This is a genomic window from Niastella caeni (assembly GCF_004834005.1).
Classification (GTDB): Bacteria; Bacteroidota; Bacteroidia; order Chitinophagales; family Chitinophagaceae; genus Niastella; species Niastella caeni.
Map to the genome: position 1 here is coordinate 439,899 of NZ_STFF01000006.1, position 14,846 is coordinate 454,744.

A 14,846-nucleotide genomic window follows, 5' to 3' on the forward strand; every position below is an offset into this window, starting at 1 on the left:
GAATTATTATAGAACCCTTTACCGTACGCTCTAATAGTAAAGGGTAAGTCTAATATACAACTTTTATGCATAAGCGTGGTAAAAAGTAATTGACAATTGATAAAAATCAATTCAATAGAAGCATCCGCACATATTGTCAATTTTACACCTTGTATTTAAGTCACCGCTAAAATTTCGTTAACAATTCCCCTCTTTTCGCCTGGTTATTGCTGCAATGGGCAAACAACACCCCATGTGGCACAAAAATTATGTGAGATAAAGTATTCATATAACCGGGAGATATGGAACATACAAAAAATGGTTTCAACGAAAAACTGCACTGGTATAAGGACGCCATTATTTACGAACTACACATTAAGGCATTTTGTGACAGTAATGGAGATGGCATCGGTGATTTTGGCGGTCTGCTTCAAAAACTCGATTACCTGCAGGAACTGGGTGTAAATGCGATCTGGCTGTTACCCTTCTACCCTTCGCCACTGCGCGACGATGGTTATGACATTGCCGATTATTATAACATCAACACCTCCTATGGCAACATCAGCCAGCTTAAAAACCTGCTCGATGAGGCCCACCAGCGTAACCTGAAAATAATTACAGAGCTGGTCATTAACCACACTTCCGACCAGCACCCCTGGTTTCAGCGGGCACGCACTGCCCCCAAGGGTTCGCCGGAAAGAAATTACTACGTATGGACAGACGACCCCACCCAATACAAAGACGTCCGCATTATTTTCCAGGATTTTGAAACAAGTAACTGGACCTGGGACCCCGTTGCTCAACAATATTACTGGCACCGCTTTTTCCATCACCAGCCCGATCTTAATTACGACAACCCGCTGGTGCAACAGGAAGTATTTAACCTCATCGATTTCTGGTGCAATATGGGAGTCGATGGCTTCCGGCTGGATGCCGTTCCCTATTTGTTCGAACGCGAAGGCACCAATGGGGAGAACCTGCCCGAAACGCATGCCTTCCTGAAGCAATTACGCGCTCATGTTGACGAGCAATTCCCCGGCACGGTGTTACTGGCCGAAGCCAACATGTGGCCCGAAGATTCGGCATCGTATTTTGGTGATGGTGATGAATGCCACATGAACTATCATTTTCCAGTAATGCCGCGGATGTTCATGGCGCTGCAAATGGAAGACCGCTACCCCATCACCGATATTTTTGATCAAACACCCGCCATACCGCCTACCTGCCAGTGGGCTATTTTCCTGCGTAATCACGATGAGTTGACGCTTGAAATGGTAACGGATGAAGAGCGGGACTACATGTATAAAGTGTATGCAAAAGACCCCAAAGCGCGCATCAACCTGGGTATTCGCCACCGGCTGGCCCCGCTGATGGAAAATAACCGCGAAAAAATAGAATTGCTCAACTCCCTCCTGTTCTCATTGCCCGGTACGCCGGTAATTTATTATGGCGATGAAATAGGCATGGGCGATAATTTTTATTTAGGCGACCGTGATGGCGTACGCACGCCCATGCAATGGTCGCCCGACCGCAATGCGGGTTTTTCCAATTCAAATCCGCATCAACTGTATTTGCCGCTGATACTCGATCCTGAATATCATTACGAATCGGTGAATGTAGAAATGCAGCGCCGTAACACCTCATCACTATTCTGGTTCATGAAACGCATGATCACCATGCGTAAAAAACACAAAGCCTTTGGCCGGGGCGATCTCACCTTCCTCAACGTCGACAACCCTAAAGTGCTGGCCTTTTTGCGACGGTACGAAGATGAAACATTGCTCATTGTGGTAAACCTGTCGAAGTTTGCGCAGGTAGCCGAAGTGCCGCTCGAAGGCTATAAAGGAAATGTGTTGATAGAACTGATGAGCCGCAACAAATTCCCGGCAGTAGGCAAATCGGAAACATATTTCTTTACGCTCGGTCCGCATAACTCGCTTTGGTTTTCCCTGGAGAAAGCGCATCCTGAAATTGATGAGCAAAAAGCAATTCCTTTGTTGCAGGTAAAACATTTCCAGGAAATTATCACTAAATCAACCCGGGCCGAACTGGAAAATGCCGTACTGCCGGCCTACCTCAAGCAATCCAAATGGTTTACCGGCCGCGTCCGGCCTGTACACAATGTAGAGATCATTAATCATGTCAATATACCCGTAATACCGCACGATACGCTTTTATTATTGATAGAAGTGACGTATGAAAGCGGCCTGCCCGAAATGTACCAGTTGATTGTGACCTTTGCCACCAATGCGGTAGCCCAAAAACTAACCAATAGTTTTCCGCACTCCATCATTGCCCATATGCATGTAGGTGAGCAGCAGGGCATTTTATGCGATGCATTATTTGTAACCACCTTTCAGCAATGGTTGTATCAAAACCTGGTACGCAACGAAACCTTTGCCGGCAAGAACAACAACAAGGTGAAGTTTTACAATACCGGCCTCCTTGGCAACTACGCAACACAGCACGAGGATATAAAATCCAAAGTACACGAAGACGACCGCTATCATGGTTCCATTACCTATGATAACAATTTCTTTCTTACTATCTACCGGCGTGTGGATTATTTCATTAACCCCGATGCTGAAATTACCCACTACCTGAACGAGAAAGCAAAATTTGAATACGTTCCGGGTTTCCTGGGCGCTATAGAATGGATGACAGACAAAGGCATGATCACCATGGGCATGATGCAGGTGATGATAGAAAACCACGGTAGCGGATACAGTTATATGCTGGAACGGGTATACAATTATATTGAAAGAATACTGGCCCTGAACCAGGACAACCTGCCTACCTATGAGCTGCAAGGCAACCTGAGCGAACCAACAGCCTTTGAGCAATTGCAAACAGGGCTGAAAGACCTGCTGGGTAGCCGCGCCGCCGACCAGGCACGCCTGATCGGCATTCGAACCGGTCAAATGCATTTGGCGCTGGCCTCCGGCAGCGACCTGAAAGATTTCAAACCCGAAGAGTTCTCCCTGCATTATCAGCGCTCCCTGTTCTCAGCTATGGTATCGCTGGTACGGGAAGTTTTTCAAAATTTGAAAAGAAATATCCCGCACCTGCCAAAAGACCTGCAAACCGAGGCGGAAGAATTGCTCAAACACCGGGATGATGTGCTGGCTGTGTTTAAAAAGATATATAACAAAAAACTGGATGTGTTAAAGATCAGGATCCATGGTTATTATACATTAAACCAGATCTTATTAACAGGTAAAGACCTTGCCATACAAGGATATGGCGGCGATCCTTTACGGCCATATAGCGAACGAAGATTAAAAAGATCGCCCCTGCACGATGTAGCCACCATGCTGCGGAGCTTTCACAATACGGGGTTTGAAGGGTTCCATCTCAACAACCATATACTGAAGGATAATTTACCGAAGTACATTCCGTTCCTTCGTTTATGGGCGCATTATATGAGCGGCTTTTTTATGAAAGCGTACCTCGATACGGTGACCGGCAGCCGTTTTGTGCCTGCAGACAAAACCGACTTCAGGGTGATGATACAAACTTTTTTGCTGGAGAAATCACTGCTCGATCTGAATCATGCGTTGAACAATGGGTTCAGTTCAATGGTAGTGCCGTTGAGAACGATCAAGTCGATTATTAAGTAGAAAGAAGGCTGCACGCTACACGCTGCAAGCTGCAAGCGAATACAGGCAGAAAGCTGAAAGCTAAAACCAAATACACTTATGCTTTACGCCTTATGCCTCGTTGCCTTGTTGCCTTTATGCCTTTTCTAAAAAAAGAAGCGAGTCTTTCGACCCGCTCCCGTTAAACGTTGGTAGCTCGTAATCACTTATGACCATTATGCTATCAGCGTTTGCTTAACCAAATCGGTTTTCAAGTTAAGATAACAGATGAATTCTGCCTTTTCGGACTATAGTTTTCTGTTCTCGTTCTTGCCTCTTATCAAACAATACGTAAACAGTTTTACTATTTTCCTGCTTAACTGATCGCCCATTGATTAATCTGATATAAATGTACAATTTGAAAAAGTGGGAAACAATGACCGTGATCATAACAAAAAATTTAGGTAAGCGGTCCTAAATTCCAATGATTCAAATCAATATCATACTACTTATTTAATTTGTATCTGCTTAATCATCATTTAATTGTATTTTAACTTAAACAAGGGGCGCAGGATTATCGTTATACTTACAATTCAAGTAAAAAATATTGGTAAATTACTGGCAAAATGATCCGGTTTCGGTGAGATTTATGACAACATTTTGGACTGAAAATAGCATCCTTACCAATCAAAGCGATACCACACCGCCTGCTGAGATATTCGATGCCTTTTGCCAGGCTATCGGATTTTATTATCAGCAGAAAGGCTATAAGTATACCAAAAGCCGTCCTAAAGTGAAGATTGAATCTAAAGATCTTTTTGTGGAGATCAATTTCTGGAGCTCAAGAAGCAATATGGCAGGCAGCAGCGTTGGCCTGGAAATATTGCCTTACGTGGGTTCCAAAAAATTAAAAAAATGGATAAAGGCTAACGGCACCGGACGAAACGAATACATTTACGGCCCTACAAAATACGACTTCCGCTTTCAGAATATTTATGGCGCCTCCGTCGACTTCTTTCTCGACCTCATTCTTAAAATAGATAAATACATAGCCGCCAACCTGGATATAACAGACAATAAAAAATTTATTGACAAACTGCTGGCCGAAAACAGCAGCGAGCTCATCACCGACAATTTTGCCTGTTACCTGGCTATGACCAACGACCCACGCCTGCCCGAATTTATGGATTTACACCAGGAAGGCATCGGGGAAGACCTCAGTAATAAATTGTTGAACGTTTCACACTAACGTTGCGCCACTTTCTAAATTGGGTTAAAAAACGGTAGGTGCAGTACGGTACAATAGTTACCTTTCCCGGTACTAAACCAATTGTATGTCTGCTACCAATACTCCTGATAGTAATACCTTCCATATTGGCCTATGCATGGCCGGTGCCGCTTCAGCCGGTGCTTATACCGCTGGCGTAATGGATTATTTACTGGAAGCATTACAGGAATGGCAAAAACGTAAACTGGCCAATTGGCCCGATACTCCCCAGCACAAGGTGGTGATCTCCGTTATGGGTGGCGCCTCCGCCGGTGGCATGACAGCGCTTATAACCGCAGCCTCATTGAACAATACTTATATCCCGGTTTCAAAACCAACTTCTGACGTGCTCGACGAACACCCGGAAAACAGCCTGTATCATTCGTGGGTAGATATGACGAACGTAGACATGATGCCATTGCTGCTGCAAACAAATGATATTGGCAAGAACAACATCATGTCATTGCTCAATTCTTCTTTTATTGATCAAATAGCCGCCCGGGCATTAAAGCCAAATAAAGATACCTGGAAACAGATGCCCGACTTCATTGATCCCGATCTTAAAATATTTACAACACTAACCAACCTGCAAGGGTTTAAATACAATATTTCTTTTAGCGGCAATACCGGATTGAACAACAAGTATTACATGTCAATTCATAACGACTATGCCTGTTTTACTATGAAACAGACAACAGAAGTTAAGGATGGATGGATGCCGCTTGATTTCAAAAACAATCTCAACCTCGATATTGCCCGCAATGCAGCCATGGCAACCGGTGCTTTTCCCATCGGCTTACTATCAAGAGAACTGAACCGCAAGTCGGCCCATGTGAATGGCATGCTCTTTTGCCGCGACATTACATGCCGTTTTCCGGTACCGGAACCTGATTGTGATACACTGAATATCGACGGCGGTGTTATCAATAATGAACCGTTTGAAAAAGTAAGAACGGTACTGAACAGCAAAACCGGCCAGGGTAATGAAGCGGAATACGAAGACCCCAACCTGTTCAAAGGCACTGTGTTGATGATTGATCCTTTTCCCAGCCAGGAAGCAGATGACTGCAAAAAACCCGATCGAAATTTAATTAATGTAATAAGATTATCACTGGGCGCCATTCTGAACCAGGTAAGGGTTAAACCGGCTGACCTCACCAACGCCATGAATGAAAATAAATCAGGACAGTTTTTAATTACACCAACGCGTAGAAGACCTAACCTGGAAGGTAAAATGGAAGATGTAGCTGGTGACAGTGCAATTGCCTGTGGCGCCCTGAGCGGTTTCAGTGGGTTTATGAATAAAGAATTCCGGGTGCACGATTATTTCCTGGGTCGCTTCAATTGCGAAATGTTCTTACGGAATTATTTTACAGTTCCGCCATCGGCGCTGGAACAAAACGACATCTTTAAAAAAGGGTACAGCAATATCAATAAAGAACAATTCAAGGCAGCCAATGGCAATTACCAGATCATCCCCATCTTTTCTCCGCTGCCAACCGGCGTTTATTTTCCTATTCCCAATTTTTCATCGGGCAGTGACTGGCCGGTGATCCCCGAAAGCAAGATCGATGCCTTTCAGCCACAGGTGAAAAAAAGAGTGCAATCGATATTGATGAATGCTATAACAGCAAATGGGCTCAACAAATTCTTATTATGGATAGGCGCCAAAGTAGTGCTCAATCGTATGCTGACCAATAGCGCACTAAAAGCGATAAAAGATGCACTGACGGGACACGAATTATTAAAACGCTGAACGCCGAAGGCAGCATGCTGATTACATCAAGACTCTATGCCTTGTTGCCTTTATGCCTTGTTGCCTTTCTTCTAATCAGGCAATATTTTTACCAGGAGGTTCTTATAATATACTTTGCTGTTGGGATCGTGGCCTTGCAAAGCAAAAGTGCCATTGGAGAGCATGCGACCATTCATATCTGCAGGCCGTTGCGCGTTATCAGGCTCTGTATATTCAACCACTATTTTTCCGTTCACTTTTACGGTCACTTTCTTACCCTGCACAATGATCTCTTCCGTAAACCAGACATTATCTTTTACCAAAACGTCTTTTACGTCATTCACGGCATACAAACTGCCGGTGCGGCGCCAGTCGGTATGAGAATTATTCACCTGCACCTCATAACCCTTCGAAGGCCAGCCTTCTTCCTGGAATGCGGCATGAAAATAGATCCCGGAATTTGATCCCGGTGTGGTCATTACCTCGGCTTTAAAATGGAAGTTCCTGAAATTATGATTTTGCACACTACCATTATAAAACAAATGAGCGGTTGGCCCATAGGCAATGATCATTCCGCTGTCAACTGTAAACGTAGACGCATTTTTGCCCACCTTCCAATCGCTGAGCGATTTACCATCAAACAGCGGGATCCATTCATTCGATTTCTTTTGCGCCAATGCCACACCAGCCAGCAGGCAACATGCAATTGTTAAGAGATATGATAGCCTTCTCATTCTGAAAATTTGCATGAAGGTAGGGTTTTAGCAAAAACAATTACCAGGCGCCAAAATTATCTTACCTGTTACTGCTCGTGGTATCGTTGCCAAAGAATATTCTAGCCAGGATCAATACTAATCTTCCGGTAAAGAATACCAACGGCGGTAAACTTTGCCGATGTATGTTGCCAACAGGATCAGGAATAACAGCCCCCCTCCTATTTCGGGATAAATAAGATACTGATCCAAATCAAATGGTTCAACAAACGGTGGCTCCTGCAAATAATATTGCTGCCTCATCCGGCTATAATACCAGCCAAAAATCAACAATGGAAATACGGGAGCAATAAAAACAAACAGGTTGATTAATATACCGGTTATCGCCTTTCTTTTTTTGTTCGCCCAGGTTAACAATGAGCCCAGGAAAAACAAAGCAGCGTATAAGATCATCAACATAAAGAACCCGGTTCCTTCAAACCTAAAAAACGCGATCATCAATGCCGTGAAAATGGACAATAACACGCCTGTAAGCAATGACAGAAAAAAGGTGCGAACAGCCGAATGCCTGAAAATAAATATCAGCAGGGTGATGCCTAATGTTACGTAATAAAATAGCCTGATAAAGTCCGGCAGGTGGCGGCCCTTCCAGCGGTATTTCTTTTCAACAACATTTCCAATGTTTTGGTCAACCTCACTTATCTTATATTTCTTTTGGATTATTTCAAATGGGGTATCATTATCATTAATCTCCTCGGACCGGCTATGGTTTCTCAAATTTTCAGGACGATGATATTTATTGATCAGTACGCTGAGCTCTTTACTGATAGCAGCCCGCTCTGCCGGGGCAGGTGGATGCCTGAGTACTTTATTATAAATCTCAAATGAACTTAGTAATTGTTCTTTAGTGAAATCATCGGCCCCGTAGTTATCAACAAAATTATAAGCAGGCGTATTATACATCAGGTATACCGTGTCATTAATTTTAACCAAGCTATCAGTACCGGCTAACCTGTTACTAAACGCAGTAGAATCAAGATGGTAATATGGAACGGCTGTCCATACGCTTGGCAGATCTTCCACTGCAGTATCAACTTCATAACCGGATGGAGGATCTGTTGATGGCGTTTGGCTTTTTACCCTGGCAACCGTGTCATATTTCCAGGGCCCTTGCAGTAAATTAAATTCAAGCTGGCATATTTTAAGATTTATGGCATTTATATCCTGAACGATCTCTTCATTACCAAATGCCATGTTTGCCCGAACGCTTTCTACAAAAGGATGCACATAACTAAATAATACAATAATACCCGTTGATACAAAATATAACAAAAAGGCGCGAAGTGCATTTAAAGGATGGATATTACCATATTTTTTAAACACATTAAAACGAAGCAGGTATATAAGCCAAACTACAAGCCCTATAGCAGAGATGATAGATACAAACCCTATCCAGTATTCTGTAGTGGAATAATTCCTTACATCATTGGGTTCTAAAAAACAAAGCGCTGCCAGGAACAGGATGAATAATGCACCATAATACAATACAAGATGGGCGCGTGTGCTCCAAATGCCGGGTTTATTCAACAATAATTTTTGATCTGCTTTTTTCAGGAACCCGGGCATCAGGGGTCTGTTTATGTTCATGGGTAATGATATTAAATAAAGCGTTTGGTTGAATGGGTAATGTCGCGGAAATAGGTAATGGGAATACTTCCATTAACCAGTTTTGATAAAATATCCTGTGCCGGTAGTTCTTTTGAAGTGATGGTATAGAAACCGCCGTTAAACTGCAGCTCGCCCTTATCGTCCAGCGCCTTCAGCAACAGCGCTCTATTGGCAGTGGTTTCCAGTTCAACGACAAATGCGTCGGCAGTTTTCTCCCCCTCCCCTGTTCTGAAAAGGCAGGAACCTTTTTTAATAAGCAGTACCGTATCGGCAATTTTCTCCACTTCGTGCAATTGCTGCGAACTTAGCAAAATACCCATGGGGTTATGTACCGACTTCGCCATAAACCGCAGATCGGTCAAAATGCTTTGCTGGGCATTTATATCGAGGTTAGCCAACGGTTCATCAAGAATGAGCAACTTAGGCTTCTGTAATAAGATGCGTGCTATTTCAAAGCGGGTGCGGTAACCGCTGCTGATCTGGGTCCAGGTAAGGTGTGCGTACGGCGTCAGATCAAGACGTTCGAGCATAAAGTCGACCATTACGCTGTTTTCTTCACCTGTAACGCCCGAGATGGCAGCGGAGAAATGAAGATTGTCTTTTAATAACCCATACCACCGTGGAATGCGTTGTGGAATAAACGCCAGGTGGTGTTTGATATCGTAATAATCAGGTTTCTCCAGTTGTGCAAAATGCAATTCGCCGCTATCTAATGCCAGTTGTCCCGCCATGCACCGCAGCAACGTTGTTTTGCCGTTCCCGTTCTCGCCAACTATTCCAAGTACATCGCCGGTATTTATTTGTATACTGATCGGCCGTAGGCTGAAGTTTCCCGAGCTATAGGTTTTGCTGATCTCCCGGGCAGTTACCAGTGACGTAGTTTGATCTGTAAACATATCGGTAGCATTACTGATCTTGTGAAGCAATGCATTGGCCGATTGAAAGAATGACGTTGGTACTGTTGTGTCTTTATATTGCCGGTATGCCTGGCTAACAGCAATGGCTTCTTTCAGCAATGTCATATCTGCTATATCAAGCGACGCATCCAGTATCCTTCTTACTGCTAACGAATGATCATTGTGTTGAAGATAGGATTGAATTTCTACAATTCTCGTATGCATGGGGGTGTAGATTGGCATAAAGATGCAGTAAAAAAAGGAAAATTGAAATACCAGGCGCTCAATTTCCGGACCTATTATATTATAAAAATATATTGACTGACGGAGATATAGCTGAAAATTTATAGTGGGAAATTATTTTATATGCTTTCATAAAATATTGCTAATTTCCAAAAATATAACCGATTTCTCTCATATGAAGCTCTTATCTCCCAAAATACCCCTGCTTATACTGGCGCTTTCCTTCTGCCAAGCCAGTTTTTGCCAAAGGAAGATCCCACCGATAGATACGGTTTTTATCCGGCACTCCCTGGACCAGGCAACGCTTCTTTTTAAAAAAAGTTTGTACGATACGGCAATCAATATATGCAACGACGTGTTGCGACTGACAGAGAAGCATAATCTAAAATTATTCTCAGCCACTGCCTATGATATCCTCGCCGATATAATGCTGACTAACGGAAAACTGGCGGGCATTAGGAAATACGATTCCATCATACTTACAACAGCGGTTCATTTTAAAGACACCAACCTCATCATCAATGCCAGAACGCGGGAAGGCGTATACCTGTTGGAGCAGGGAAAGAATGGTGAAGCCGCAGATAATTTTTTATATGTACTGGACCTGCGGCTTGAAAAAGAACAATCTATAAAAACAGCCGAAGTATATAGTAATATGGCTACGGTTTACATGGCCCTCAGCAAACATAATGAAGCCATGAAATGGTTTTTCAAAACATTACGGTTATATGAGAAACATAATCACCATGCAGGCCTGGGTGAAACCTACAGCAATATCTCATCATTGTATTATCTTATAGGCCGTCCCAACGATGCCATAGAATTTCAAAAGAAAAGTATCTATTTCCGAGAGAAACAAAACGATATTCAGGGACTTATTATTCCCCAAATTAATATAGGCCAGCTATATATTCTTAAGGACTCGTTTTCACTGGCGCTCGATCACCTGAAAAAGGCGGTTACCTATTCGGAAAAGATCAACAATACCAAACTGCGGGCAGCAGCTTATTCCGGCATGGCCACTTATTATGTGAAGGCCAAAGAATTTGGCAATGCCCTGCAATGGCAAAACAAATCGATCGCCCTGTTTGAAGAAACAGACAACAAGGTAATGTTATCGAGGCTTTATGTTGCTGCCGGTAACCTGGCGAATGCAACAAACGATTCTGTTGGCGCAGTGGCATTTTTCCAAAAAGGGCTGGCCCTTTCAAAACAACTCGACAACAAAGAAAATATCGGCAATGCATATGAAAAAATGAGCACCTTCTACTTTTCTCATAAAGACTTTGAAAATGCGTACCGGTATTATAAAATTTACACCACCTACCGGGATACTATTGCCACTGCCAGTGCATTGACAAACATTGAAAAAATAAAAATCGAGTATGATTCGGAAAAGAAAGACAATGAAATTCTGAAAATGGTTACAGAGCAAAGGATAAAAGAATTGCAGATAGAAAAACAAAAGGCGCTCATCGCCGGCAACATGTTGGAAGCACAGAAAAAGGAAAACGAGATCGAATTGCTTTCCAAAGCAAAAGAACTGCAGGAATTAAAAATAAAACAACAGGATGAAGAACTGGAAAAACAACTGCTGCTGGCAAAAAATAATGAACAGCAATTGCAATTAGCAGCACAGGATAAACAGTTACAACAAAAACAATTACGGAATTCAACCCTTGTCCGGAATTTTATCCTGGGAAGCGTTCTACTGTTGGCGGCACTTGGTTACTTCCTGTTCAACCGGTACCAGTTAAGAAGAAAGATAAAAGAACAGGAGGCACTGCTGGCCGTTCGGAATAATATTGCCAAGGACCTGCACGATGAAATTGGTTCTACCCTCACCAGTATAAAGATCCTGTCGGAAGTGTCGAAAAAGAATTTACAGCACGATCAGGCCAAAACATCTTCCTTCCTGCAAAAAATAACCGAGCAGTCTGCCGCGGTGCAGCAGGGGATCAGCGATATCGTATGGGCGGTAAAACCAGAGAACGACAAGCTGGAGAATATGGTGATCCGGATGCGTGAATATGCCGCACAAACACTGGAATCTAAAAATGTACATACGGTGATCAATATCGACGAAGAAGTGCTGAGCAAATCGCTCGACATGAACCAGCGTCGGGATCTTTTCCTTGTATTCAAAGAGGCGGTGAATAATATTGCCAAGTACGCCGGCGCAACAACGGTGCAGGTAACATTGGAGAAAATAAATACCGGCCTTCAAATGCAGATAGTTGATGACGGATGTGGTTTCGATATAGACAAACAAACCTCCTCCAGTGGTTTGAAAAACATGCAGGCCAGGGCCGCCTCATTAAATGGTAAGCTGGCAATATATTCCCTGCCCGGAAAAGGCACGTCCATTTCGCTTCGTTTGCCAACTACATGATCATGTAGCAGGGCAACAAATACAGATCCTTATTTTTAATTATGGGTATAAAAGTACTGCTCTACGACGATAATGAAGCTTTGCGCTGTAGCATGGAAGCCCTGATCACTGCAGACCAGGGTTTTGAATTGCTGGCAGCCATGCCGAATGCAGAAACGGTTGAAACCGATATCAAAGAAATGAAACCCGATGTGGTTTTAATGGATATCGATATGCCGGTAGTAAACGGCGTGGAAGCAGTAAAGAAGATCAGCCAGATCAATGATAAATTACCCGTGATCATGCTTACTGTATTTGACGATAACGAGAATATCTTCAATGCTATTTGCGCCGGCGCTTCAGGATATATTCTGAAACGTTATGCCACCGAAGAAATTCCTTCCGCCATTCGCATGGTTCTGGCCGGCGGAGCACCCATGACGGGTTCGGTAGCCAGAAAAGTATTGATGATGGTGCCGCAAGCCAAAACAGAAGAACAGGAAAAAAGCAACCTCACAGAGAAAGAAACTGCCATTCTTAAATTCCTGGTAAATGGCTTTAGCTATAAAATGATCGCAGCCGACCTAAAGATCAGTATTGACACCGTTCGATTTCACATCAAGAAGATCTACGATAAACTCCATGTACATTCCGCTACCGAAGCGGTTTCCAAAGCCATAAAAGACAAGCTCGTTTGAACATTCCTGCTGCGGCTACATAATGATGTAGTTGCCCCGCACCGGCTTCCCTGCTAGTTTTATGGAAATTTTAAAACCAGATGAAAAAAACATTTGCTTTCGTTCTGATCGTGATCAGTTCAATGGGCTCGCTGTTTGCCCAGTCTTCCGATTTCATTCCTGGCGGAAATGTAATCTTCGAAGACAATTTCTCGAAAGATCCTGTTGGTGATTTTCCGGCCAGATGGAGCACCAGCAGCGAAGGTTCAGTTGTTGAACTGGATGGCTTTCCCGGGAAATGGTTAAAAGTAAATGGCAATGTTGCCGTAAACCCGGAGCTTAAAAAGAAGTTGCCGGAAGATTGCACGATCGAGTTTGACCTGGTAGTGAAAAAAGAATCGTGCCGCGTACACTTTGGCATTACCCCTATAAGCGATGTGGCTTCCGGAAATGTGCATTACAAAAACATTTCTGTAACCCTGCAAAACATGGTGGGCTACCCCGATATCGTGATCAACAAAGACGTACAGGACATCAGCTCAAAAAGAGATTTCAGTATGGAAGGCTATATCGACAGGATACTGCATGTAAGCATAGCGATCAATAAAACACGTTTCAGGGTTTATCTCGATGAAACGAAAGTAGTTGACATGCCCAAGCTGCTCATCCCTGAATATCGCAACAACTTTTTTGTAGCCGGCGGCACCTCCATCCCTGCACCACCAGACGGGATCTATATCAGCAATATCCGCATCGCGGCCGGCGAAGCCGATGCACGCCGCTTATTGATCAAACAACTGTTCGAACAAGGCTCCGTTGTTACCAATGATATCAGCTTCAATCCGCAAACCAATGAAATGACGCAACAATCCCTGCCGCTGCTGGATACACTGGGACAGGCACTGGTGGCCGATCCTAACCTCAACATCCAGATCAACGGTATGGAGCAGGCGCCCGTTATGACGCAAGGCACTACTTCAACAGGAGCCATAAATGAAGAAATGGTAAAGCAAAAGGTAGAAAAGATGAAGGCGTACCTCGTTGAAAAATTTCATCTGAAAGTAGACCGCATTGTAACAGGAATAAGCAATAAAATAAAGACGAAAACAGATGCCATGCAGAATACCAAAACCGGACAAAAGATCAAAGGCTTTTTGACCGAGATCGTGAAGCTCTGATAGCATATGCTCATCCTGAAAATTTACCCAATGAAGTTTTACCTGAGTATACTATTGCTGCTATGGCTTCCCGCGCAGTTGAGCGCCATAGCCGCAAACGGGAAATCAATAGGCACATTGAACTTCCGGGCAAATGGACAATTGTATACGGCGGATTCCACCCATGCAAGAGGGTATGCAGTAAAGCAAACGTCCATTGCCTATATCAACGGCGCCAGCAACAACATGGTGATCGGTATTGAATGGAAAGGCGTAAAGGGACCCGGTACTTTTTCAATAGGCATACGGGAAGGAAAAGTTGAATTTACCCTTGATCATAAAACATACTTTCCACAACAGGCAGGCGATTACCTGAAGGTAACAGTGAAAACGGTAAAACAACTGGGCGCCTTCCTGTTATTGAACGGAACCTTTGAAGGTCAGTTGCAAGACAGGAACGGGAATAAACTGAAAATAACAGAAGGAAATTTTGAAACCCTATCGCTCTGAAAAACCTCCCGGTACGCACTACATGGTTGTGTAGTTGATGAAGGGACTTATT

At 43.5% G+C, this 14,846-nt stretch carries 10 protein-coding genes; 7 read left to right on the forward strand and 3 right to left on the reverse strand.

Going from position 1 to position 14,846, the window contains the following annotated elements:
- Positions 1 to 281 precede the first annotated feature (281 nt).
- The 3 genes from treS (at position 282) to FAM09_RS22120 (ending at position 6,580) form a co-directional block, all read left to right on the forward strand.
- Entirely contained in the window at positions 282 to 3,599 is a 3,318-nt protein-coding gene (treS, locus tag FAM09_RS22110) for a maltose alpha-D-glucosyltransferase (protein WP_136579321.1), read from the forward strand.
- 607 nt (positions 3,600 to 4,206) lie between these two features.
- Positions 4,207 to 4,806, forward strand: a complete 600-nt coding sequence (locus tag FAM09_RS22115) for a hypothetical protein (RefSeq protein WP_136579322.1) — start codon at positions 4,207 to 4,209, stop codon at positions 4,804 to 4,806.
- 85 nt (positions 4,807 to 4,891) lie between these two features.
- The gene (locus tag FAM09_RS22120) at positions 4,892 to 6,580 is read left to right on the forward strand and encodes a patatin-like phospholipase family protein (RefSeq protein ID WP_136579323.1); all 1,689 of its coding nucleotides are present in this window, start codon (positions 4,892 to 4,894) and stop codon (positions 6,578 to 6,580) included.
- Between the two features lie 71 nt (positions 6,581 to 6,651).
- On the opposite strand, the gene FAM09_RS22125 is transcribed toward FAM09_RS22120, so the two are convergent.
- The 3 genes from FAM09_RS22125 to FAM09_RS22135 form a co-directional block, all read right to left on the reverse strand.
- A complete protein-coding gene (locus tag FAM09_RS22125) occupies positions 6,652 to 7,293 on the reverse strand; it encodes a 3-keto-disaccharide hydrolase (protein ID WP_136579324.1) in 642 nt (213 codons plus the stop codon).
- 117 nt (positions 7,294 to 7,410) lie between these two features.
- Complete coding sequence (locus FAM09_RS22130) at positions 7,411 to 8,919, reverse strand: hypothetical protein (protein WP_136579325.1); 1,509 nt, start codon at positions 8,917 to 8,919, stop codon at positions 7,411 to 7,413.
- Positions 8,920 to 8,930: 11 nt separating this feature from the next.
- Positions 8,931 to 10,061: an ABC transporter ATP-binding protein gene (locus FAM09_RS22135; protein ID WP_166437230.1), complete on the reverse strand. Its 1,131-nt coding sequence runs from the start codon at positions 10,059 to 10,061 to the stop codon at positions 8,931 to 8,933.
- Between the two features lie 193 nt (positions 10,062 to 10,254).
- Here FAM09_RS22135 and FAM09_RS22140 point away from each other — a divergent pair, with 193 nt between their 5' ends.
- The 4 genes from FAM09_RS22140 to FAM09_RS22155 all read left to right on the forward strand — a co-directional run bounded on the left by FAM09_RS22140 (position 10,255) and on the right by FAM09_RS22155 (position 14,794).
- Positions 10,255 to 12,471: an ATP-binding protein gene (locus FAM09_RS22140; protein ID WP_136579327.1), complete on the forward strand. Its 2,217-nt coding sequence runs from the start codon at positions 10,255 to 10,257 to the stop codon at positions 12,469 to 12,471.
- Positions 12,472 to 12,512: 41 nt separating this feature from the next.
- Positions 12,513 to 13,148: a response regulator gene (locus FAM09_RS22145; RefSeq protein WP_136579328.1), complete on the forward strand. Its 636-nt coding sequence runs from the start codon at positions 12,513 to 12,515 to the stop codon at positions 13,146 to 13,148.
- A gap of 80 nt (positions 13,149 to 13,228) precedes the next feature.
- On the forward strand, positions 13,229 to 14,305 hold the full coding sequence (locus FAM09_RS22150) for an OmpA family protein (RefSeq protein ID WP_136579329.1): 1,077 nt from the start codon (positions 13,229 to 13,231) through the stop codon (positions 14,303 to 14,305).
- A gap of 30 nt (positions 14,306 to 14,335) precedes the next feature.
- Entirely contained in the window at positions 14,336 to 14,794 is a 459-nt protein-coding gene (locus FAM09_RS22155) for a hypothetical protein (protein ID WP_136579330.1), read from the forward strand.
- Positions 14,795 to 14,846 lie beyond the last annotated feature (52 nt).